The sequence below is a fragment of the Scardovia inopinata JCM 12537 genome (genome assembly GCF_001042695.1).
Classification (GTDB): Bacteria; Actinomycetota; Actinomycetes; order Actinomycetales; family Bifidobacteriaceae; genus Scardovia; species Scardovia inopinata.
The window spans coordinates 980422-1003955 of the sequence record NZ_AP012334.1; the positions used below are offsets into that span (position 1 = coordinate 980422).

Annotated in this window: 17 protein-coding genes and 2 pseudogenes; 3 read left to right on the forward strand and 16 right to left on the reverse strand. The window is 46.9% G+C overall.

Annotated elements, in window-relative coordinates:
- Positions 1 to 155 precede the first annotated feature (155 nt).
- Together SCIP_RS04025 and SCIP_RS04030 are read left to right on the forward strand one after the other, a co-directional pair.
- Positions 156 to 1109: a Bax inhibitor-1/YccA family protein gene (locus tag SCIP_RS04025; protein ID WP_040590634.1), complete on the forward strand. Its 954-nt coding sequence runs from the start codon at positions 156 to 158 to the stop codon at positions 1107 to 1109.
- A 219-nt stretch (positions 1110 to 1328) separates the two neighbouring features.
- Positions 1329 to 2456, forward strand: coding sequence for a DMT family transporter (locus tag SCIP_RS04030; RefSeq protein WP_006293248.1), 1128 nt, complete (start codon positions 1329 to 1331; stop codon positions 2454 to 2456).
- Here SCIP_RS04030 and SCIP_RS04035 read toward each other — a convergent pair.
- The 3 genes from SCIP_RS04035 to SCIP_RS04045 all read right to left on the reverse strand — a co-directional run bounded on the left by SCIP_RS04035 (position 2392) and on the right by SCIP_RS04045 (position 6925).
- Positions 2392 to 5013 carry an HAD-IC family P-type ATPase gene (locus tag SCIP_RS04035; protein WP_040590637.1) on the reverse strand — a complete coding sequence of 874 codons (2622 nt, stop codon included), beginning with the start codon at positions 5011 to 5013 and terminating at the stop codon, positions 2392 to 2394. The two genes, SCIP_RS04030 and SCIP_RS04035, sit on opposite strands and share 65 nt — an antisense overlap.
- Positions 5014 to 5069: 56 nt before the next feature.
- Positions 5070 to 5936 (reverse strand): hypothetical protein, encoded by an 867-nt coding sequence (locus tag SCIP_RS04040; RefSeq protein WP_006293250.1) that lies wholly within the window; start codon positions 5934 to 5936, stop codon positions 5070 to 5072.
- A gap of 83 nt (positions 5937 to 6019) precedes the next feature.
- Positions 6020 to 6925, reverse strand: a complete 906-nt coding sequence (locus tag SCIP_RS04045; protein WP_006293251.1) for a peptidylprolyl isomerase PrsA — start codon at positions 6923 to 6925, stop codon at positions 6020 to 6022.
- Positions 6926 to 7218: 293 nt separating this feature from the next.
- Between SCIP_RS04045 and SCIP_RS04050 the strand changes: the two genes are divergently transcribed.
- Positions 7219 to 13053, forward strand: coding sequence for a S8 family serine peptidase (locus SCIP_RS04050; protein ID WP_040590639.1), 5835 nt, complete (start codon positions 7219 to 7221; stop codon positions 13051 to 13053).
- A 223-nt stretch (positions 13054 to 13276) separates the two neighbouring features.
- Here SCIP_RS04050 and SCIP_RS04055 read toward each other — a convergent pair whose 3' ends face one another.
- From SCIP_RS04055 to SCIP_RS04115, 13 genes and pseudogenes are all read right to left on the reverse strand, one after another.
- A complete protein-coding gene (locus SCIP_RS04055; protein ID WP_006293253.1) occupies positions 13277 to 14011 on the reverse strand; it encodes a DUF554 domain-containing protein in 735 nt (244 codons plus the stop codon).
- Between the two features lie 119 nt (positions 14012 to 14130).
- Entirely contained in the window at positions 14131 to 14817 is a 687-nt protein-coding gene (locus SCIP_RS04060; RefSeq protein WP_196792694.1) for a nitroreductase family protein, read from the reverse strand.
- 94 nt (positions 14818 to 14911) lie between these two features.
- Positions 14912 to 15112 (reverse strand): HNH endonuclease family protein, encoded by a 201-nt coding sequence (locus tag SCIP_RS04065; RefSeq protein ID WP_006293255.1) that lies wholly within the window; start codon positions 15110 to 15112, stop codon positions 14912 to 14914.
- Between the two features lie 14 nt (positions 15113 to 15126).
- Positions 15127 to 16272: pseudogene (locus SCIP_RS04070) on the reverse strand (MFS transporter); the annotation flags it as partial.
- Positions 16273 to 16529: 257 nt separating this feature from the next.
- On the reverse strand, positions 16530 to 17744 hold the full coding sequence (locus SCIP_RS08180; RefSeq protein ID WP_006293256.1) for an alpha/beta fold hydrolase: 1215 nt from the start codon (positions 17742 to 17744) through the stop codon (positions 16530 to 16532).
- 53 nt (positions 17745 to 17797) lie between these two features.
- Entirely contained in the window at positions 17798 to 18817 is a 1020-nt protein-coding gene (locus SCIP_RS04080; RefSeq protein WP_231851917.1) for an NADP-dependent oxidoreductase, read from the reverse strand.
- Between the two features lie 113 nt (positions 18818 to 18930).
- Positions 18931 to 20184 (reverse strand): TraB/GumN family protein, encoded by a 1254-nt coding sequence (locus SCIP_RS08185; RefSeq protein ID WP_196792696.1) that lies wholly within the window; start codon positions 20182 to 20184, stop codon positions 18931 to 18933.
- Positions 20185 to 20430: 246 nt separating this feature from the next.
- A pseudogene (locus tag SCIP_RS07775) lies at positions 20431 to 20854 on the reverse strand (CPBP family glutamic-type intramembrane protease).
- A 20-nt stretch (positions 20855 to 20874) separates the two neighbouring features.
- On the reverse strand, positions 20875 to 21261 hold the full coding sequence (locus tag SCIP_RS08055) for a hypothetical protein (protein ID WP_040590642.1): 387 nt from the start codon (positions 21259 to 21261) through the stop codon (positions 20875 to 20877).
- 106 nt (positions 21262 to 21367) lie between these two features.
- Positions 21368 to 21649 carry a type II toxin-antitoxin system YafQ family toxin gene (locus SCIP_RS04100; RefSeq protein ID WP_006293259.1) on the reverse strand — a complete coding sequence of 94 codons (282 nt, stop codon included), beginning with the start codon at positions 21647 to 21649 and terminating at the stop codon, positions 21368 to 21370.
- Entirely contained in the window at positions 21646 to 21918 is a 273-nt protein-coding gene (locus SCIP_RS04105) for a type II toxin-antitoxin system RelB/DinJ family antitoxin (RefSeq protein ID WP_006293260.1), read from the reverse strand. Before SCIP_RS04105 ends, SCIP_RS04100 begins: the two co-directional genes overlap by 4 nt.
- 115 nt (positions 21919 to 22033) lie before the next feature.
- A complete protein-coding gene (locus tag SCIP_RS08190) occupies positions 22034 to 22558 on the reverse strand; it encodes a hypothetical protein (protein WP_006293261.1) in 525 nt (174 codons plus the stop codon).
- Positions 22559 to 22922: 364 nt separating this feature from the next.
- Complete coding sequence (locus SCIP_RS04115) at positions 22923 to 23519, reverse strand: class I SAM-dependent methyltransferase (RefSeq protein WP_006293262.1); 597 nt, start codon at positions 23517 to 23519, stop codon at positions 22923 to 22925.
- Positions 23520 to 23534 lie beyond the last annotated feature (15 nt).

The window sequence follows — 23534 nt, forward strand, 5'->3', positions numbered from 1 at the left end:
ATAAAAATAGGAGTATAACGAATAAATATATAAGGATAAAGAGTGAAGAATAAAATGGCTAATTCAGATAATCATCAGGTCAGGATTATAGACTAAACTTTATAGTAAAGGCGGGTAGATTGCCGCGCCTCAGTAAGAAAAAAAGGAGCAGGGTCATGACGAATAACCAGCCGGATTATACGCCTCAGAGTTACCCTCAAGGAAATCCCGCGATGCAGAACGTGCAAGGGTCTGATTATCAGAATCAGACAGCTCAAGGCCAGTTTGGACAGCCCCAGTATAGCCAGCCCCAGTATGGTCAAAACCAATTTAACCAGAACCAGCAGTATGGTCAGAATCAGCAGGCATATAATCCTCAGTATGCCGCACAGGCAGGCAGGCAATTCAGCCAGCAGGCCTATCAGAATACCATAGATACCACAGCCAGTTATACTCAGGATGCGCAGGCCCAGCGGGTGTCAGTCATCAGGGCTTACTTTGAAATGTTCTTAGGCATTCTCGTAACAGCAGTGGTGGCTTTCCTCACTGCCTATAACGGTTGGTATTACTACTATGCTAAGGCAACCGGAACAATTGGCCTCTGGGGATTGTTTATTGCCCAGATTGCCATTGTTTTCGTTCTCAGCACCAGAGTCACTAAAATGAGCACTCCGGTAGCTCGTTTGGTCTTTTATCTGTATGCTGCCACTATGGGCTTTACCCTGTCAACTATTTTTGCCATCTACAACATTGGAACCATTGGAATTGCTCTGGGCCTGTCATCCCTCTTCTTCCTGGTCCTCACCATGATTGGCCTGACAACCAAACGTAATCTGCTCAAAGCCGGTCCCATTCTGATGGCCGCCCTGATCACCCTTCTGGTAGTGGAAGTCATTCTGCTGATTATCAATGCCTCCGGTTCCACCATGCTTATCAGCGGAATCAGTGTGGTCCTCTTTGCTGGTTTTACCATGTATGATGCCCAGTCCAGCCGGGCTCTCCTGGCTCAGTATCAGGGACAGCCTGAGATGATTAAGCGAGTGTCTATCCTGTGCGCCTTGAATCTTTACCTCGATTTTATCAACTTCTTCATCAATCTTCTCAGCCTTCTGGGAGGAAGCGATAATTAAGACCTACGTGATTAAGACCTACGTGATTCGGTCGATACTTAATATCGATACTTAATATAAAGACAGTTGATAATTATGCTCACTAGAGTGAGACACTCACAAGGCTAAAAAGCCAACATAAATATACAATTTAATATACAATGAATAATGTCCGGGATCGCAAAGGTTTCGGGCATTACTTTTTCTTTGAATTTGCATAATATGCGTGAGGAGGATGGCATGAGCAGCAAGTCCCAGGTACGGGCAGTGGAAGGATCACTCGCTTTGGTCCTGGCTGCTTTATGCTGGGGTTTTGCCTTTGTTTTTTCAGTTAAAGGATCGGAAACCATGTCTTTCTGGTTCTTCAATGCTGTCCGCTTCACACTTGCTTCTATAAGCCTTCTTCCCTTTGCTGTCTGGAGTTTTATTCACAACCATCGCTTAGGCCCTGGCCGTCATGAGATTGCCGAGAAGAGGTTTAGCCTGCTTGAGCGCGCAAAAAGGCCTTCTGGAAGCCGTCGGAACCGTATTCTTGTTTTTTCCCTGTCAGACTTGAGAAAACCGGGAACCTTACTCAACCGGATCCTTATTTATATTCTATGCGGAATCTTCCTTTTTTTGGCAAGCTCCGTTCAACAGCTGGGACTGGAGATATCCAAACAGGCAGCACATGCCGGCTTCATAGCCTCTCTGTATATTGTGGTGGTTCCCATTCTTGCCCGGATTTTTCTGCGTAAGAGAACATCATTCGTCACTGTCTCCGGAATATTTCTGGCTATTATAGGTTTTTATTTTCTCAGTATTCCGGTTCACGGCGGATTTTCATCCATAAACCCGGCCGACCTCATATATCTGATTTCTGCCACCCTCTTCGCCGCCCATATCATTCTGATTGACGCCAATGTTCACCGGGTGGACACCATGGTCTTATCCTTTGTGCAGAGTGCAATTGTAGCTCTGCTCAGCTGGATAGCTGCTGCAGTCGACGGTTCTATTAATATGGCAGCAGCATGGAATGGGTGGATGTCGGTTTTCTACACCGGAGTTATTTCCGTTGGCGTTGCTTATACTCTTCAGATTTTTGGGCAACTCTATGTTCCGCCGGCCCAGGCCTCCATCCTCATGTCTTTGGAGTCTCTTTTCTCGGCTCTGGGAGGAGTCCTTATTTTGCACGAGACCATGAGCAGCCGGGCAATTTTTGGCAGTTCTCTGATTTTCTTGGGAACCCTGGTTTCTCAGATTCCTATTGAGAACATCAGGCTAAGGATCAACCGCCGGCATACCCTGGAAATGGAAAACTTGGCTAGTCAACAGCCCGAGCCGAATCTGAAGACCGGCTCTTCTGACGATCAGCAAGAAAATGACTGATCCATTCCTGAATGGCATATGCGGCAGCTAAGAGAAGAAGCCCACAGGCGGCTGCGACTGCCGTTATGACAGCGCTTCGTCCTAGAGGAATGTGTATCTCAAAGAAATGTGCGACATAGGGGATAAATCCGCCTAAAACTCCAGCAGCAAAAAAGACCAGAACCAAAATCCCTCTCCAGGATCTCAGAGGTCTAGCAACCCTGGCCAGGACTGCAATACTGACTGCAAAAAGGACTATGGAGCATACTGTTCTCAGCTGTGATAAATCATCACCCCGGTAAGTCCAGCCCATAAGGGCAGGAACAATCCAGGCAGTCAGAAGAACCGCCCCTCCTGCAGCTATTCCCCCGGGGAAGGCAAAAGCAAGGACCCTATGAAGGAAGCCAGGAACATAGCGACGGGAATTAGGTGCCAATGCCAGGATGAAGGCTGGAATTCCAATAGTCAGGGCACCAATATAGGTGATATGCCGGGGCAGATAGGGGAAGGGAATGAAGCTCAGGACTACCCCCAGGGATATAAGAACAGAATAGATGGTCTTTACCAGGAAAAGGCTGGCTACCCGTTCCATGTTTGCCATAACCTGACGTCCCCGGGCAACCACACTAGGCAGATGAGAGAACTTGGAATCAACCAGAACAATCTGAGCTACTGCTTTGGTAGCAGGTGCAGCGTTGCCCATAGCTATACCCAAATCAGCCTCTTTTAAGGCCAGGGCATCATTCACCCCATCTCCAGTCATAGCAACTGTATGCCCGGTCAGGTGCAGGGCCTGGACTATAGCCTTCTTCTGTTCGGGCAGAACCCTGCCTAAAACATCAATGTCTTCCAGCTGGCCTGCCATGGTGGCAGGATCGTCAGAGAGGTTGCGGGCATCCATGTAACGGGGAAGGGAATCTCCTGTAAGCCCGACTTTGGCAGCAATGGCAGATACTGTTGCCGGATTATCACCGGAAATCACCCGGCATCTGACCCCCTGCTGCCTGAACCAGAGCAAAGTCTGCCGAGCATCCGGCCGAATAGATTCGGAGCAGACAACCAGTGCCGAAGGAACAAGGCTGGATGCTATATCTTCCGGCCCTGCATTCGACTTGTCTGCCCGAGCAAAAAGAAGAACCCTGCTCCCCTGTTCGGTCAGCTTCTCAATTTTCTGACGCAGCTGAGAAAAATCATCTGGGAATGCAGCCAAAAGAATCTCGGGAGCCCCAAAATACCAGCGCTGTGCCTGACTATCAGTAAGAGAGCTCCATTTACGGACAGATGAAAAAGGTGTACGTTGGCAGACCGTCAATTCCTGCCCCTGTGACAAGGCCAGGCTGCTTTTTCCTTCCTCTGACCGGCCTTCTGCTGCCGCCTTGTTCTTGAAATATTCCAGAACAGCCTTACCAGTTGCATTGGGAGATTCCTCACTGCATACATTCCACAAGGCCCAATCAAGCCTGCGGTGATCAAAAATGGGGGCACCGTGAGTTTTTGCAGATCCGGCATTTCCCTCCGCAAACTCATCATCCAAATAAATTATCTGATCACAGGCAATACCCCCATCGGTAATAGTACCAGTCTTATCGCAGTTTAGAGCATCTACCCGGGCCAGGGTCTCTACCGCATCAAGCTCCTGGACCAAGGTATTCTGCCTGGCCAATCTCATAGCTGCAATAGCGAAATTCAGAGAAGTCAGCAAGACTAAGCCTTCAGGAATCATCCCCACTACGCCGGAAACTGCGGAAACATCAGCATCCCTCCAGGCTCCTGTTGCCACAGCCGCCTGCAATCCCCCAAAAACCCTCATCTGGCTGAAAGCCAGGAGGAAAACCATGGGAATTCCCACCAGGGTCATAACCCGAAGAATTTTGTTAATTCCATCGTTCAGATCAGAATGTGTTTTGCTGAATTTTTTTACCTGCTCGGTCAGCCGAGCTGCATAACTGTGGGCACCTACAGCAGTGACGGTGATCAAAGCCAGTCCGGAGATAGCTGTGCTGCCTGACTGAACCTGATCTCCAGGATTTTTTCTGACCGTCCTTGACTCACCGGTCAGCATGGATTCATCCAGTTCCAGCCCATAATTTTCCAAAACAGTTCCATCAGCAGGGACCTGTTCACCTGACCGAATCCAGAGTAAATCATCCAGGACAATGTCCTGTCGGGATATTTCCTGATCCTTCCCAGACCGGTGAACGGCATATGTATCCTGCACCAAAATAGACAGCTTGTCCAGAGTTCGCTTAGATTTGACTTCGCTGAAAATTCCAATGCCCGTGTTGATAATCAGGACAAAACCAAAAAGGGCGTCCTTCCACCTGCCGGTTATGAGAACGAGAATCATGGCAGTAAAAATAATAGCGTTAAAAAGGGTGAAAACATTAGCCCTGATAATCTGGCTTATGGGTCTGGACGTTCTCTCTTCAAGAACATTGTTCTTCCCCTCCTCCACCCGCTGGGCAACTCCTTCAGGGGAAAGACCCGATCGATTCGTTTTAGGAAGAGCACGAGTCGTCTTTTCTGGACCCGATGAGGCCTTTGACGATGGCTGATCATTTTGCTGCAAATCCGTCATTGCTCCCTATCACTTGACAATGAGCCATTTACTGATTCACTACCGGTTGGTAATGCTTACACGATGCTGTACATGAGTGTAGCATGCGGAGTATCATCAACAACTGTTGTGATAACTGCCAGAGGCTCCATAGTCTTCTTCCCGGCAAGGCCGGGCGCTTTCGACCTTTTCTTCCTATCAGCCTGATTCAGATTTTTTTCCGGCTTCTGACCTGGCTCCTGGCCTGGTTTTTGGGAAGAAGCCCTGAGAAAGATATGCCATAAAGCCGCATAAGAGGAGGGGGAAAGGCCCCATTTTTCTGCTTGCCGTCTGCTGGTATTTACCAGGATGACGGGAGTCCGGTGTTTTCTGGCTGCTTCGAGCATAGACTTGACTGAAACAAGTGCCTCAGCTGATTCCTCCACCGCAGCCTGAGGATGAAGGACAAGTATTGTTTGATGATTTTCCAAAGCACTATCTACTTCATCTTCCTGGGCAGTAAAGTTAGATTGATCCTGAGCTTTCCCCCTTCCTCGATCAGGGCAGGACAAAGGAGAATATACTGTCCGGGCAGACGTTGTCTTTAATGCCCTGAGCAGGGCTGACATCACGGGATCCGCCTGCGAGACGCGCTGCGAAGTGCGGCTTGTTGGGTGCGAGCCAGACCCTGCTACACAGGCGCCAATGAGGCTGATATGAATGTCAGTCTCGTCCATTCCATCAACCTGTGTGTAGCCCTGACTGCCTGGATCATAGCTGTGGCCTATGGCTCGGGACTTCTTCCCCATACCCAGAGAACAAGCGGAAAGCAGGGACAAACTTACTAGGATGACCAGGGCAGCCTGAAGGAAATTCCAACAAAATCGCCTGGTCGTTCTAGAACCGGAAAGACGGAGTTCACGGCCCCAATCTGCCTTTTGCTGTTCTACGCTTAACGTCTGCACTTTTCCAGTGTATCAGTCAGTCTGTTTCGATCAGTCGGTTAAAAACACAGGTGCGTACTTATCCGTTCACTTCTGTTTACTTATTACTTAGTCTGCTTTACAGCTTCGGCTGATTTATAACTATCCAGAGCGGATGCCAAGTCTTTGTCTTTAATCGACACTTTTTGATCTTTCAGCACCTGGCTGATTACTTGCTTCATGATGGTGGAATTGCGCAGCCAAGAAGCGTATACCGTTTCAGTCAGCTCTTTCTTCCGAGACTCAAAACTACCTTTGCCCGGATTAGAGACCATTTTGATGACCTCATAGCCATCAGTCACCTTCACCGGCTCTTTGGTATACTTCCCTTTCTGCAGCTTATAAGCTGCATCCTTAAAAGTCGAATCATAGGACCGGTCTGTTGATAGGAAGCTGATTTTCCCACCCTCGTCCTTACTAGAAGTATCGAGAGAATAAGTTTTCGCTAAGCTGGCAAAATCCTTGCCGGCATTAAGCTGAGCAATGACAGACCTGGCCGTTGCTTCATCCTGGGTAAGGATATGCTGAACTGTTACCTGGGGATGGTAAGTTTTCCAGGCATCTTTAAGCTGAGCCTGGCTGGGCTTTTTCAGTTTCTTTAAGGCAACCTCACTCAAAAGGTTAGTCCTGATCCCGCGTTTAAAAGAAGCTTTTGTGTAATTATTCTGGCTTAAGTATGCAGAGAATCCACTCCCATATTGCTTCTTATATTTTTCATAGGCTTTATCTACCTGCTTATCTGTCACAGATTTTCCATAAGCCTGGTCCAGAGCACGATAAATGAGGAGATTGGCCAGTATAGTTTTGCTGGAAGGGGACTCCTTCAGTTCCTGATAAAAACTTTCTTGGCTCACATCCCCGCCTGAGTAGGTAGCAACTGTTGTATTGGCTCCCCCACATGCCCCCAGCATCAGGGATGATGAGGCAATAAGACCAATAAGGGCTGCAAAACGTACCTTTTTGTTCTTCACAGGCTGTCTCCTTCTGTTAGTGAGATACACAGTGATCCGGCCACTGCCATGGTTTTATGTGTAACCGATAGTAACACCGGCAGCCTATAAGCTCAGTTCGTCTATCATTCAATCGGCAAGGGTGCTGTCTCAGCAACTGAAATTTTCTGGTCGTCACACAGTCTTCACTAACCATTACAGTAAGGCATAAATATTTTACAATTTTTTAAATAGTTGTGAATTATTTATCGAAATTATAAGGATTCATAAGAATATCTTTTATCAAGATATTCTTGGAGAACCGGAGGGCATTGATGCAGACAAAGGTAAAGAAACTGCCGTTTCTCCTTACTGCTTCAGTTACTGTGGGTATGCTTGCCAGCCTGCCATTAGGCGGAGTGCAAGCGTTCGCTCAGGGTAACCAGCAAAAAGGGACGGCATCTACCGCGCTGACGCCAGCCTCGAACCTGTCGAGGAAAGTGTCAGCCCCCTTAGCAGCACGATCAGCGGTGGATTCCCGGCAAGAATCCATAAACGCTGCGATTACGGCTCAGTTGGCAGCGAAGAAGATTGATTACAGCAAGCTGACCAAGGAACAGCAGCAGAATGTGTATGTAGATGTTGTTGTTCAAATGAGCGCAGCTCCTGCCTCCACTAATGGCAGCCTGATTTCGCAGTATTCCTCTACTGCCCAAATTCAGGAAGAAACAAGGAAGGTAATTGCGGCTCAGGACAGCATCAAAAAAGCCGTCCAGAAGATCACTGGACAGACAGCTTCGGAGAGTTACGGCTATGTAGTCAATGGTTTTGCGACCAAGGCCAAAGTCCACGATCTGGAAGCCATTAAGAAGGTAGCTGGTGTGAAGTCCGTGACTGTAAACACGGTTTATTACCCCAGCGAGGCAAATGCCAATTCCATGGCAAACGTTCAGTCAGTCTGGTCGGCATACAAATACAAAGGCGAAGGCACTGTTGTCTCCGTCATTGATACTGGTATTGACCCCAACCACAAAGATATGAGACTCAGCAGCGAGAAGAATGTAAAGCTGACTAAATCTTCTGTGGCAAAATTCATTAAGAAAGCAAAGCACGGCAAGTATTTCACAGCCAAAGTTCCTTATGGCTTCAATTATGCCGATAACAATACCATCATTACCGATGACAGCCCGGATGATCAGCATGGTATGCATGTTGCAGGTATAATCGGCGCCAACGGCACAGGAAGCAACCCAGCCACATCTGTTGTTGGCGTTGCTCCTGAAGCACAGCTGCTGGCCATGAAGGTATTCACCAATTCCGACACCTCTTCTACTACCGGAACCACAACCATTGTTGCTGCTGTAGAAGATTCGGCCAAGATCGGAGCCGACGTTCTGAACATGTCTCTAGGATCCACATCAGGTAATCAAACTCTCGATGATCCTGAGCAGGCAGCCGTTAAGAATGCTAATGATTCGGGTACTGCTGCCGTAATTTCTGCAGGCAATTCCGGAACTACCGGTTCCAAGACCGAAGGAGTCAACAAAGACTACTATGGCTTGGATGATCTGGAAACTGTAGGCTCACCCGGTACTTCCCGTGGCGCAACCACAGTTGCTTCCGCTGAAAACAGCAAGGTGACCACGCAGGCCGTAACGATTTCTGATGGGACAGCCTTTACCCTGGGGCCTGAAGCTATTCAGCTTTCCTCCAATGACTATACCCAGGCATTCAATAAGAAGAAATTCTATGTAGTCAAGGATGCCAACGGAAATCTCAGTACAGGCAATGCCTCTGATTACACTGCTGACGTTAAGGGTAAGATTGCTATTGTCAAGCGAGGAAGTCTGACTTTTACTGACAAGCAGCAGTATGCTCAGGCTGCCGGCGCAGCAGGACTGATCATCGTCAATAATCAGAACACAACTGTTCCTCTGACGTCTATCCTTCTGAATGCTGGCTTCCCCACCTTTGGCCTGTCCGGAGTCACCGGTCAAAAACTTGTCGATTGGGTGACAGCACATCCTGATGATGCCCTGACCGTAACCATAGCCCAGACCTTGTTGGATAACGCAGTTTATGCTGCAGACCCCATGTCCACCTTTACTTCTTATGGTCCTGTATCTGACCTGTCCTTCAAGCCAGATATCACTGCTCCTGGTGGCAATATTTGGTCTACTCAGAACAACAACGGCTACACCAACATGTCTGGAACCTCCATGGCTTCCCCCTTCGTAGCTGGTTCTCAGGCCCTGCTCAAACAGGCCATGACCAACAAGAATAATAAGTTCTACTCTTATTACACGAAGCTCAAGGGCAGCAAGTTAACTGACTTCATCAAGACAGTGGAGATGAACACTGCTCAGCCGATCAATGACAGCAAGCATAGCAATGCCATTGTTTCACCCAGACGGCAGGGAGCCGGCATGGTGGATGTGAAAGCTGCAATTGATGCCCTGGAGAATAACCCCTCTACTGTTGTTTCCGCTAATGGGTACCCAGCAGTTGAGTTGAAGTATTTTACCAGCACTAGTAAGACCTTTACTTTGACCTTCACGAATCCAACCAAGAAGACTCTGACTTACACCATGGATTCCAATGAAGATACCAATGCGGTCTATACGTCTGCTACTGAACCTTCTACCGGAGTTCTCTATGATGTCAAGATTGACGGTGCATCCATCACGACCAAGCAGAAGATTTCTGTCAAGGCCGGAAAGACCAGCAAAGTCACCTTTAGTCTGAATCTGCCTACAACTTTTGACCAGCAGAAGTTTGTAGAAGGATACTTGAACTTCAAGGGCAATGACGGCTCCAGGCTGAATATCCCCTACATGGGATTCTTCGGAGACTGGAACCGGGAAAGCATTGTGGATCCGGTCAACGGCATCGCCTTCTCCCCCGATGAGGGCAATACAGGCACCATTCCTCTCCTGGTCAGCAAGGCAGCAGGAAAGATCTATTATGGTGGTCTGACTTATGACAGTGAGGGCAACCTGGTGGTAGATCCTTCTACCGTTGCCTTCTCTACAGACCCCAATGCCCTCTACAATAAAATTGGCATGCAGTACTATCTCCTGCGCAACATCAAGGATGTAAAGGTAGATATTCTCACTAGCGAAGGCAAGAAGGTCACGACCCTCTACACTTCCACTGATGAGGTCAAGTCCTACTACTATTCCAACGGAGGCCGCTATATTTACTTTAAGCCCCCGACCTGGGATGGCACCTATTATGATCAGTCCACGGGTAAGACCGTAACCGCAGCCGATGGTAAATACATCTACCGGCTGTCCGCAACCCCTCAGGGTGGAGATAAGGTCCAGACGTATGATCTGAACTTCACACTGGATTCCCAGGCCCCTGAAGTGCGGTCCATTGATCTGGCTTCCAAGACAGTTAATGGTAAGACCAGCTATTACGTGACAGCAGAGGTCAAGGACAACCTAAGCGGTCTGAATTCCGATAAGGCGGCAGCAACTGCTGTCAACCATGTTGTCAACAATGACGCCACCTTTACCGAAACTGGAACGACGGAAGACGGATATACCACTATTGAGGTTCCTCTGACCCCAGCCCAGGCAGCGACTGTTGCCGATGGCAGCAACGTGCTGGAGCTTTACCTGACTGACAACGCTGGAAACCCTGCTGATGAAGTGGCGACTGCTCAGAAACCCGATTCGGTTTCTTACAGCCTGGTCATGGGCAAGGGAGGACTGCCTGCAAAGATCAGTTCAGTTACAGCTGGATACACAGGGGGAACCAATGGAGGAACGTACACCTTCACCGGTACTTATCCTGTCCGCCTTTACGGTACCTATACTGATTCGGCAAGTGTAATCCATAATCTGACGGTGAGTTACGATGCTGAAGACAACTTCTTTGCATCCAGACTCCCCCTGGAAGCCAAAGATTACACCAGTACTGTCTCCCTGTACACCAATGCTGCTCACACCAAACTGGTCAAGAGCTACACAGTTCAGGTAAGGCTGGCTGCCCCTCAGGTAACAGCTACTGTTGATGATGGAAGCGGACAAACTTCCGAGTCCACCGTGACCGTCACAGGCAAAGTATCTGATGACACCGTCGCCGTGGCAGTCGCCTCCAGCGCTTCCAGCCGAGCAGTCACTGCATCTATTGCAGCCGATCACACCTACACCGCTCAGGTGCCGGTAACTTATGGCAGCAATACTATTACCGTAACAGCGGCTGATGCTGACGGGAACAGGACAACAGTCAACAAGACTGTCACCTCTTCCTACGATACGAATGTTCTGTCGAATGCAGTTACCTTCTATAACGGCATTACTTTCGGTCAGAACGAAATCACTGCGAATTCCCGGTATTATGATGCCAAAGCAGGAACGGTAACCGTTACAGGCAAGGTCAAGCATTCCACCACCACCCTGACTGTGGATGGCAAGAATGTCAATATTAACGATGACCTCACCTTTAGCGTCACTCTGAAAGTTGGCAAGCAAGGGATGAAGACTTTCAGCGTCATCATCGGAGACAGCAGCCAGAACAAGACAATTCAGGATACCCTGGTCTTTGTTCTTGACTCCGTTCCTCCTACCCTGACTCTGAAGAATCCTACCAATCGGACTGTTTACACTACCAATCCTTCTTACAGGATCAGGGGAACGGCCACAGATAATCTCAATTATCTGTCCTTGGCCATCAACGGTAGCCAGGTCAAGAGCCAGTATGCTGATATCGATTACAACAGCACCAAGAAGGGGAAGATGACGATTGATGAAACCGTTACCCTGGTCCCTGGTAAGAATGTGCTGACTGTGACCGTTTCTGATGCCGGCGGCAATAAGACAAGCAAGACTATCACGGTTGAGTACAGTCCCAAGACAACCCTGGCTAAGCCGAATGTAAATGCCCAGTCTGCTGACAAGACCAAGGCTGTGACCCTGAAGGCTGCCCCAGCTGCTCAAGGCCAGACTGTTCTCTACAGCATTGATGGCGGGCAGACCTACGGACCTGTTCCAGCTGAAGGACTTACTGTCACCGCCAATCGGACAGTGCAGTTTAAGTCTTCCGATGCCTATGGCAATGAATCTGCTCCCCTCGCTTACACAGTGGACACCATTGTTACCAATGGAACTGCTGCTAATCCGGAGCAGAAGTCTGCCCTGACCTCATCCCTGGCCGCAGCCCAGAAGCTTCTGGCGAGCGGAAAGTACAGCGATTCCAGCCAGGCTACCGTGAAGGCTGTTCTGGCTGCCGCCCAGCAGACCTTGAACCAGGCAGACCCTCAGGCCGCTGCTCTTGCAGAGACTGAGGTCAAGCTGCAGACAGCTGTCAACCAGCTGCAGAACAAGATCAGCCAGGATGATCAGGATGATGTCATCAATCAGATCTCTTCCGCGAAGGATGTTCTTGGCACTGATGCAACCACTGCAGACGCCAGCACTGGCCGGACTTTCCAGTCTGAACTAAATGATCTGGCTTCCTTGGTCGCATCCGGGACCACAACAGCTCAGCAGGCTCAAGCCCGTCTGAATGCCATCGCCACAGCAGCAGTAAATCAGGCTGCTGCCCGGGTGAAGGCAGCCTCCAACCAGGCACAGGCCCAGGCTACCCAGACCAAGAATCCAGGGAAAGCCGCAGCACAGTCCGGCAGGGCTCTTGCGGATCGCCAGACCGCTCGGAAGGCTGAAGAAACTGCTAAGAAGGCCGCTGCTGCCCAAGCCGCTGCCAATGCAGCTACCGATCCGGCTGAAAAGCTGGCCGCAGTACAAAAGTTGAAGTACCTGAGCACACAGGCTGCAGCCACTGCAGCTGCTACAACTGCCCGTGCCCAAGTCGCTCAGACTCTGTCCGAGCGAAATAGCAAGGCAGCTTCAGCAAACGCTGATTCCATCCTGACTCAGGCTGTGAAGAATGCACAGGCAGCCGCTGCTAAATCTCCCGCCGATGCCAAGGCCAAGTCGGCCACGCAGAAGGGCGACCAGAAGCAGGCAGGCCAGGCGGCTGATGGAAGCTCTGCAGCAGCTGGGCAAGCTGCTCAGACTGCTGCTGCCAATCAAGCAGGATCCGCCTCAGCAAGTACCGCCAGCCCGGCAGGTCAGGGAGTCTACGCCCTGGTCAGCATCATGGCTGCAGTTGCAGCAGTATCTGCCGCCATTGTTCTCTCCCGCAGGAAGGGAACCAGGTAAGGTACGTATAATAATGACAGATTAAGGATTGCCAGGCAGGCTGACGGATAAGTATCTGCAGCCTGTCTGATCCTTGCAACAAGAAGGGACTTATACCAGTACAGTTTCTGGTGTAAGTCCCTTGTCATATCTGCATAGGTACATATCGGCCGAGGAAGAAAAGACAGGAAAGGAACAGAAAGGAAAGTAGAGAAGAAGAGAGAAAGAGAAGAAATCAACGAGTTTATACAAGTCCTTTAAGAAGGAAAAAAATTAGGGGAACGAGCAGGGAAGGCAGCATATTTACAGTCTTTAAATCCTTGATTTTGAGCAGGGAAAGGCCGGAAGAGGCAATCATAAAACCACCTACAATGGAGATCTCAGCAATTAAGGGAGCGGAGAAGAAGCTGGCAGACAGGAATTTTGCAACAAGCCAAATAGATCCCTGCCAACAAAAGAGAACAGGAGCTGCTGCCAGCATCCCCCAGCCGAAGGATGCGCCAAAGACCATGGCGGTCACAAAATCAAGGGTTGCGTTGGTAAAAAGCATAGTGTTGTCTCCCTTGACAGCGCTCATAACCGGGCCAACTATAGACAGGGCACCTATGCAGTAGAGAAGGCAGGCAGTTGACAGGCCTTTGGCCAAGCTCTTTTTTTCTTCACTATTGTCATCCGCAGGGCTTGCCGAAGTATCTGAATCGTCGACGCGTGTGTCAGAACCAATCAGACGCCTCAGCTTTCCGTCAATATCCAGACCTGTCCCTACTAGTGATCCCAGAGCCAGGGCAATAATAAACATGACTGGGTAGTGACTTTTAGGCATATTGGTCACTACATTTTCCATCCCTATTCCTACCGCAGCCAGGCCCATGGTTGCGTAGAGCACGTTCTCATATTTCTGGCTGATTGCGCCCTTAACCCAGCAGCCTATATTGGTCCCCAAGCAGACAGCAAGAACATTAACCACAGTCCCTATCATGATTCAGTTTGTTCCCTGTTTTCTTCGATGTACATTCCTGGCAGAAAAATAACTGCCTCAGTAATGATAGAAACACCTCTGAAAAAATCAACCAGCCCAGGAACAAATATTTGATTTTCCTATGCCCATCTAAAATTATCTTTTCCTGCCCCCAGCTCAAAAAAGTAACGCCCTATTCCTAGATTAATCCCGGAATAAATACCACCGCCGCTGGTAAGAGAAACGGTCTGCCCTTCTCCTGTGACAGTAAAAGGCTGCTTATTGAAGGCGGTTGGCGCCAGGAGCAGGGCTTCAACACCGCGGGTGAACCATTGCGGTGCCTGCCCCTGATAGGAACTGATCTCTTCGGCACTTTTCGATTTATGGTTGCTTCCATGAGTGAGTCCATAGCCAATGACAATAATTCCATTGCTTGTAAAATCAGGCCCTGTAATTCTTCTTGCTTCTTTTTTGCTGAAAAGCCCTCCGCACCACCAGGTGTCCAGGCCTAAAGATCGGGCATAGAGAATTAGGTCGGCACCGGCATATCCCAGACGGGAATCCAGCTCTGTAGCTCCGATTGCAGCCGGACCAGACAAGAGAAAAAAGTTAACCGCATTCTTAGCTGATCCCAGTCGAGCCAAGCTGGTGAGACCTCGAGGGTTATTAAGAACAAGACGGATTGACAGACCGTATTTCTCGTTGTTTTCTTCCGCCCTGGCTTGCAGCTTTTCTACCAAGCTGGCGGGAATCTTCCGGTCGGTGAATTTTCTTACTCTATGCCGCTCTTTCATCGCTTCCTGCATAGACATGACAGAAGTACTCATCTGTTATTTATTCCCTTCTAGTGTCAATTTCTATTTTCAGTCTCAATTTCTGTTTCTACAGGCTTATAAGTCGGTGACTGGTAGAGCCCAAATTTCAGAGCCCATCTGCCAGATACTGGCTACGCTCCTCCAGCTGTTCCAGCATCCACCGATCTTTTCCCGCAATCCAAGTATTCATACGAATACCACTATCATTATAACCATTCTCCACGGTCTTTTTCTCCTGGAATGAACTAGTGCTGTACTGCGAGTTATAGGCAGTCACAGTCAGATTGGCACTCCAGTGCAGCCACACCTCGGTTATATAACTTAAGAATCTCTTCCACCTTGTTTGCCCAGATCCTCTTCAATATCTTTGTGAAAGGCATCCTGCTGCACCTTATTTTTCCGTCGTGACGCCAGGTAGAAGGGTATAGCAGCAAGCTGAGCAGCTATGGACACAGTAATCATAACAGGAATACTCCGATCATAAAGACTGCCCAGGAACCAGAAGATGCCGAATGAGCACTCAAAAATGCCATAGCCGGTTGCACGGCTTATTTTGGGAACCATACTAGATACAGCAGCTTTCAGAATGGACTCCTGCGCCCCCATCCCCACTCCCCAGAGGGCAATGCCAATCAGCAGAGCAGGAACAGTGTTGAAAGCGAAAATAAAAACAGGGAAAGGAGCAGAAATAATAGTTGATATCACCAGAACAGCTGTCCCATTCTTATCGAAAAGAAAACCAAAGACCAAGGCAGAAACTGCATCGATCAGCATAGCCCCTGCATAAAGAAGAGGAATAGTTCCTGTAGTCACCAGGGACGAAGTCTCAGTCAAACTACCAGATATCCCTGTATATACCTTGGAAACATGCATAAGAATTAAAGAATAATCAATAAAACCAAAAGCGAAGAGACTGATACCGGTGATGTAAAGAATAAATTCTTTTTTCATCTTAAAAGGCACATACTCCTTGGGCTCAGGTTCGAACTTCTCCGGATTAGGGAATTTCCTCCTGGTGATCACCAGCAAGATCAGAGTAATAAGGCCAGGGATTGCCAATATGGCAAAACAGAAAGAATATCTTTCGAATGCTGTGCCTCTGGTCTTGAAAAGCATGGCCAAATACAGGAGAACGGGTCCTAAAAAGGCACCAATCTGGTCGAGTACTTCCTGTATTCCAAAACTCTTGCCAACCCCTTCCTGAGTGGCAGCAAAAGACATTACCGTATCTTTCGCGGGTTTTTTGATGGCCTTCCCCACACGCTGAATAATGAGAAGCAGGCAGGCAGCAATCCATCCATGGCTACCAACAAGAGCGAGCAAGGGCACTGCCAGCACATCAATAACATATCCGGCTATCACCATAGGCCAGTATTTTCTAGTCTTATCCGTTAATCTGCCGAATACATACCGGAGCGAATAACCGACCAGTTCCCCCAAACCCGAAATAAAACCTATGGCACCCGCGGATGCCCCAAGGAGGGTTAGGTAGGCTCCTCATATGCTGTCAGCGCCTTCGTGAGTCATATCCGAAAACAGGCTCACCAAGCCGAAGAGAAGGATAAACAGCATAGCTGCCGAGATTTTCTTTTTCTTGCTCATATCCACACCGCCTCCCTGCTAGTATCTGTCTACCTATAGATTCAGCCTGCGGCGCAGTACATGAGTGCTTGCTCTTGTCTTCCTTGGTCTTCCTTGTCTTCAGCTTTCGTGGATGAACCGGGTCAAATCCGTGGCGAATTTTTGCGGATATTGAAATATCGATCCGTGCCCGGCATGAGGATAAATGATGAGCTGGCTGTTGTTAATTTTATCTCCAGAATATAAGAGTTTTTTGTCGGCACCATTCTATCATCGTCACCATTAACTATCAGAGTCGGCATGGTAATGCAGCTAAGATCGTCTTCTCTCTCCTGACTCCAGCGGTTTATCGCTTTCAGCTGGCGCAGAAATCTGGAAACTTTCATGGCTTTATCAGCATAGTGCGGGGCCCTGCTGGACAGGCGCCGGAAAACTTTGTGAGCCACTTCCCTGCCTTGGGAGTCAGGGGTATAAAAAATGTAGCGCTTCATATCTTCCCCATGAAGCAAAGAGTGCCCCATGTGTCGGAAGGTTACCCCTGTTACTTTATCTATACCGATGCCTGACCGTGGTCCTGTTCCTACCAGCACCAGTTTATTCACCACACTCTGATCTGTCCTGATTACTTCCTGAGCTATTATTCCACCCATAGACAGGTCCAGAAGATTAATCTTCTTATAGCCCAGTGTTTTCACGGTAGAGATAACTTCCTGGACCATAGCTGAGATGGTGTTGGGAACCTTTCCTTCGCTAGCACCCACACCGGGCAGATCAAGCAGAATGACATGCTGTTTTTGGGCTATGAGATCAATCAGCCTGGTCAGGTCTTCCTGAGATTTATGCATCTTAAGCTGGAGACGGAAGCCAATAAAGGCATTGGTCAGCCGTTCTGCTTCCGCAGCCGGGTCTGCCGATTCCGCAACCCATCCTTTTCCCTTATCTTCCACAAGGAATGACAGGAAACTTTCTTTGATTTCTTCGATCCAGCCGGTGGTCAATTTATAAATCTCCAGATCATTTTCATAGCTATCAGCGATAGTATTGATTATCATGCAACCCCGATGGGTTCCACCATCAGAGTTCAGGCTGGCTTCGAATACTTTTCGGATTTTTCCTCTACTGGTAGATTCTTCATTGACCTTGGAAAGCGTGACAGAGTATATCTCATCATGATAATTTTTCAATGCGTCAATAAAAATCTCTTTCTTGCTTCCGAAAGTATCATAAAAACTCTTCTTATGAATGCCCATAACGTCCAACAAATCATTGAGGGAAGTCTTCTCACAACCCTTATCCCAGAAGAGATTTCGGGCTTTGATTAAGGCCTCCTCCTGATCAAATTCTTTCTGCCGTCCCATAAGTGTTAAGTGTTTCTCCCGGTCTGATATTTATCAGATATTGTCAGATACTCCTAGAGATTGTCAGACACTTTAAGAACAGTTTTTCCCTTGGAATGACCGCTGGCAACCTTATCCAGAGCATCGTTTACCTGGTCAAGAGGGAAAACAGCATCAACCGCAGGGGTGATATGACGCTCTTCTAGTATCTGCGATATTTCTGCCAAAGCCTGGCCATTCGATCGCACAAAAAGAAAATCATAGCTTGCCCCATACTTGCGTGCAGCCCTGTCGAATGTGCTTCCTGCCAGGCTGAATAGGAATTTCTTGAATGCATCCATATTCATCCTCCTGGCAAAACGGCCATTCGGCATTGCCCGCAGGGAAACCAAGCGACCACCTTTCTTAAGCAAAGAGAACGATTTCAGGGTTTCTTTCTGCCCCAGGGTATCAATGACCATGTCAACATCTGTGACAACCATACTGTAATCTTCTTTCCTGTAATCAATAAAACGTTCGACTCCTAAATCAAGCATTCGCTGTTCGTTTGATCCGCTGCCATTGGTAATGACATGAATTCCCCTGCTGACAGCCAGAGGAATGGCCATCTGCCCAAATCCGCCTGTTCCCCCGGAGATGAACAGGGTCTGGCCAGATTTTGCCTCAAGAACTGACAGTGCTTCAGCAGCTGTCAACGCCGTTAGCGGAACTGCTGCAGCCTGCTCATCGGTCAGATAATCCGGAACCCGAGCCAGGGCATCTTCCTGCACTGCGGCATATTCAGCAAACGATCCGGGTTTAGCCAAGGGCATCCGGCCGTAAACCCTGTCGCCGGGCTTGAACCTGGTGACGCCTTTCCCTGTTTTTTCTACTCTGCCAACAATCTCATTACCGGCGATCATGGGAAAATGATAGTTTTGAATCATCCTCACTTCACCCCGCGTAATCATGTTGTCCAGGGGATTCACCCCGGATGTCAGGACCTTCAGCAGCACATCGCCCTCCTGAAGGTCAGGGAGAGGATAGTCCTCCAAGGTCAGGTGAAGAGAGGATTTATTATAGCCTTTAAGTAGTGCAGCTTTCATCATGGTCATTTCTCTTAGTCACTGTAATTAGTTGTATAAATTATCATATTTGGTAAGTGTCGAGCTGCTTTATTCTGCAAGTTCAGATATGTCCTTTATAACTATTTCAGTTACAGATTCAGCTATATATTGCATTCTTTTCTATGCATCATATGTATACCTATATGCCCGATTCCCAGAATGACGGAAGCAAAGATCAGAATAATATTTTCCGCATAGATTCCCAGAAGAAGAGCAGCTAGGACAGGAAGCGTGGCTCCAGCAATGGGGAATCCTGCAAATGAAGCATACAAATCCTTCAGCCTTCTTTTGCTTCTGAAATATCGGATCCAATAGCACTCATAAAGAAACATCAGGCCACAAGCTATCAGCCAAAAAATAAGCTTCGCATCCAGGAACACGCCTCCAGATAGTTTCCGTATGTGGGGGTTAGTAGCGGGAAAAATAACAAGAGAGACCGATACCGCTATCTGACCAATCCGCTCGAGCAGAACCAGTATCGGGTTCTCTCCCCTTGCCAAGTCCTTATACCCTGCAGGTTTTCCTATCTTCGCCCAGAGAATATTCGGTATGAATAACAGAAGCAAGAATATTATACCGGTTATGCTGAGGCCAAGCTGATATGGTTTATTCTGTCCAAAAGCCAGCGTGCTTAACTTAACACTGCTTATAACATCGCCATAGTGTTCTCTTAGTCTGCCTGCCATGAGTTTGGACTTATCAAGGTTTGTATGATTACTTCCATAAATCCCCATAATCTTGCTCTGACCGCATCTTGTATAGGCATCGATGAAATTGGATACCATATAGGACTCTCGAATTGGCGATACTCCATTGCCTTCAGTATCATGCGCATAAAATTCCTTCCCCTGCCTAATGCATTCTCTCGCCAGTTTATAGTTTTCCGAATCAGCCAACCCGTTCTTCTTTAGGTATCTAAGATAACGTGTACCCGTCGTATCGAACTGATGCCCTACATCTGTCCCATAAAATACTGTGTCCGGGCATTTTTCTTTTATCTTGTGAAAGAATTCAAGATAATATTTATTTCCAGATGGAGTACCTTGCATCTCTTTATACAGCTGATTGATACTGTTATCAGTATCTTCTTTCATCCACAGATTAAGAAATTCAGCATTGTAATAGGGCAATTCCAGAAAAAGACTCCTAAAACCCTGATCATAATATCCCTTCCACAGGGTGAACTCAATGTCGTAATATTCCTTATTTCCGTGTGCTTCACCGTAAAGGTAGATTTTTGTATCATCGCCCGGATATACATCGGTACTTTTATCCAAACCGGTTAAAACAAATCCGGCGAGTATCAGAAAAGAAAGAATGGTAAATGCTATACCAGCCTTTATTTTTTCTTTCATGGGGCTCGTCCCCCTTTCTGATTTCTGGAAATTCTTCATCAATAATTGAACCATTTTACATGTGGGTAGTATCACTACCCAGTTCCTTGTCTTCTTTTCTTAACTTAGCCTTCAGGTATTTTCAGTAATTTCTCGTCGTTTTATTTTCTGTAATCCCCCTTCGACGGACGACTAGACTGGGCTCTTGACGACAGCTGATATTGATACATATCCCCCTTAGATAGTATACAGATACGCGAAAGCTTTTTAGGATTGACTTAGCTTAAGTACCCGAGACCGGCGAATCAGCAAGCAGGCAATAATTATTACCACCGCATAGCAGGCAATGGAAATAATGGAACTTTCCACTCCAAAATCTCCGCCGCTAAGGATTGCCGATTTTGTTGTAATTATGAGGGTGAACAACGATTTTTTATCTGCAGTGAACCCAACATGGCAAATCCCCATTGTCGACATATTCCAAACAGCGTGGACAAGAGCATTGTTCCAAAAATTCCCACTTTGATACTCAATGAGCGAGAACATAATTCCCACAAAAGTTCCGGCAACAACCAGCTGAATTATGCTGACAAAGTCAAGTTGATTTCCAATAATATGAACGAATCCGAACAGCAGCAGTAAGATTATACTCCCTCTCCATGGTTCCCATAATAAGGCCGCGGAAAACCATCTCTTCCACTATTCCTGCTGCTAAACTGTAGAACAATACACCATAAAGGACCAGTACAACCCTATCGTAGGCCGATGCCTTATCACAGTCCAGGAACCATTCAGTAAAACAAATGACATTACTACCGCAACAGGCAGCGCTAGAGCGGTAAGTGCCCAGTACCATTTTACCTGAGGTTTATCAATCCGGTAACTTTTCAGCGAAAAGCCGTTCTTTTTGCCTGCGATGAGCTTCAGGCCAAAAAATGACAACACCGGATATATCACGGCTTCAAGAACAGGCGTTACTGCCTTGGGCATTCCTATTCTGATTGTCGCTTGCCCAGCAAGAACAGCAAGTGTTTGTGCTGCTACTAAAACAAGAATCGCAAGAACACAGATCACCAGTGTTTTTAATACCTTCTTCATATAATGTGCCTCTTCTATGCAGATTATAAATTAAATTATGCGGCCGGTTTTCAATGCCGATCACTCTGGATGTTTTGCATCAGTATAACTATACATGAAATACTCATCATTTGTCAAATAATTCCGAATGCGATCCAAGACGATACAACATCAGAACAAGTATATCATCCATAATCTCATAAATTAAAAGCCAATCTGGTTCTATATGGCATTCCCGGGTACCTTTATAATTTCCAGACAAATCATGGTCAGAATATCTTGCCTCCAGCGTTCTGCCTTCGGCAAGGATATTCACTGCGTCAAAAAGTTTATCCAGGTTCTTGTCCTGCTTCTTCGCAAGCTTCAGGTCTTTTTTGAATTGGTTTGTATATTTTATTTCGTACTTCATACGTCAAGAGATGCTTTCAGATCATCCATGCTGACATACCCCTTGATATTTCGGTCCGAAGCAATACGTTTGCCTTCTTCGATTGCCGCAGTAGTCGTCTCATTCGGAATATCGAGTTTCAATGAAAAGGGAATGCCATTCTCACGAATCGTGGTCCTGAAAAAAATATTGACAGCGGTTGTCATATTCAAGCCTAGTTCAGAAAAAATCTGTTCTGCCTCGTCTTTTATTTCCTTATCCATGCGTATGTTAATATTTGTTGTTGTCATAAGCGCTGCACCTCCGTAGACACATACATTATATGTAATGATTCGTCTATTGTCAATACATTGTCATTACAAAAACTTGTAAATATATAAAGACATAGAGAACACAGCACAAAGCTCAATCAGACACCTCTCTGCGCACATTGAAAAATCCCATCTTCGCGGCCACGCCCCAGTTGTGTTTACGACACGATGGCTCCGAATTAATGTCAGCGATAGGAAACGATACTTTCCTTTTCATCACATCAGAACGTCCAAAGATCATCTGACCGGAAAAAGCCTCTCGCAACTTCAATATATGGCTTACCATCTTTGGCTGAAAATATTTTTCAATGTCCGGTTTTGAAACACGAATATCCGGTTTTGAGTTTTCAATGTCCGGTTCTTTTATCTCTTTGAACGCTCCACTAACATGCAATGTACGGTTATGCAGAGGATGATTTTCATTCAGCAGAAGATTTCGGAGAAATATCTCAAGATATTCCGTCGTTTCATAGATACCGTTTTTCACATCAGTATAATTTGCCCTGACCAGTGAATTACGGAAATACCATGCGTTTTCTGCAAAAATATCGTTTGTTGCATCAAAGCCCAATGTGCGCAGATACTGTATCAAATATTCTGATGTTTTGAGTCCATCCACTGCCTGTAAACCTATGGCTGTATGCCAGACATAGCCCTTATCCTGCTTAGCCGGCTCAGACTCCTTGATATAACTCCTTGATATAACTCCTTAAACGGGTCTTGGTCCACTCTGCGTCACCTCACTGTTATTCTCTTGCAACAATTACAATGGCGAATCTTGTTAATGTCCAATGTCCTATATTATAATCCTTTTTCTGCTTATTCCTTTGCAAGCCGTGACAGTGAAACAAGGGTCTCCACATGCCGTGAGACAATGCCTTTGATGTCATAGATTTTCGATTTTTTTGAGTTTAGAAACAGTCCACGAAAACCGCTTTGAGGGAAGTTGTCCATTGGTGTCCTACAGTCCGATAAACTGAAGTTTATCTGTTAAATCCTTCAAATAAATATCTATAAAAAAGTCCTTGTCTAATCTTTGAATTTGGAAATAAATTAAAAAGCAGTTTTCTAACCTCACTCATCTTCATGAGGTTATAGGACACTGGGATGTTTTCATCCTCGCTTGAATGCATCTTTTTTATTTTTGAGATAACTGATGAGGGTAGGACCCTTAATATTTCTATAATGTAATCGGTCATAGTTGATGGTCTAGCCAAACCTACGATTAATAGTTTTCCATTTTGAGACAAAAGAGACTTAGCTTTTTTCAACGCCATGCCCATCTCCATGTGATGGATTGAAGCAACAAAGATGATAGAGTCATATCTTTTTATAGACTCAAATGATTCAAAATCCTCCCGTATGAACTGTACTTTTTTACTTGTATTCAAAATATTGGCCTTATTTATACAAGATTGGTCGGGATCAATTCCTGTGATATTTTTCGAATTATCATCTAAAAATGCAACAAGCGAACCGTCTCCACATCCAACATCAAGAATTTCTTTAGAATTTTTTACCTGTTCCTTTAACCATTTATAATACGCAGTATTATGATTCCAATAATTGGGTTTTTGCATGAATTACCCCCTACA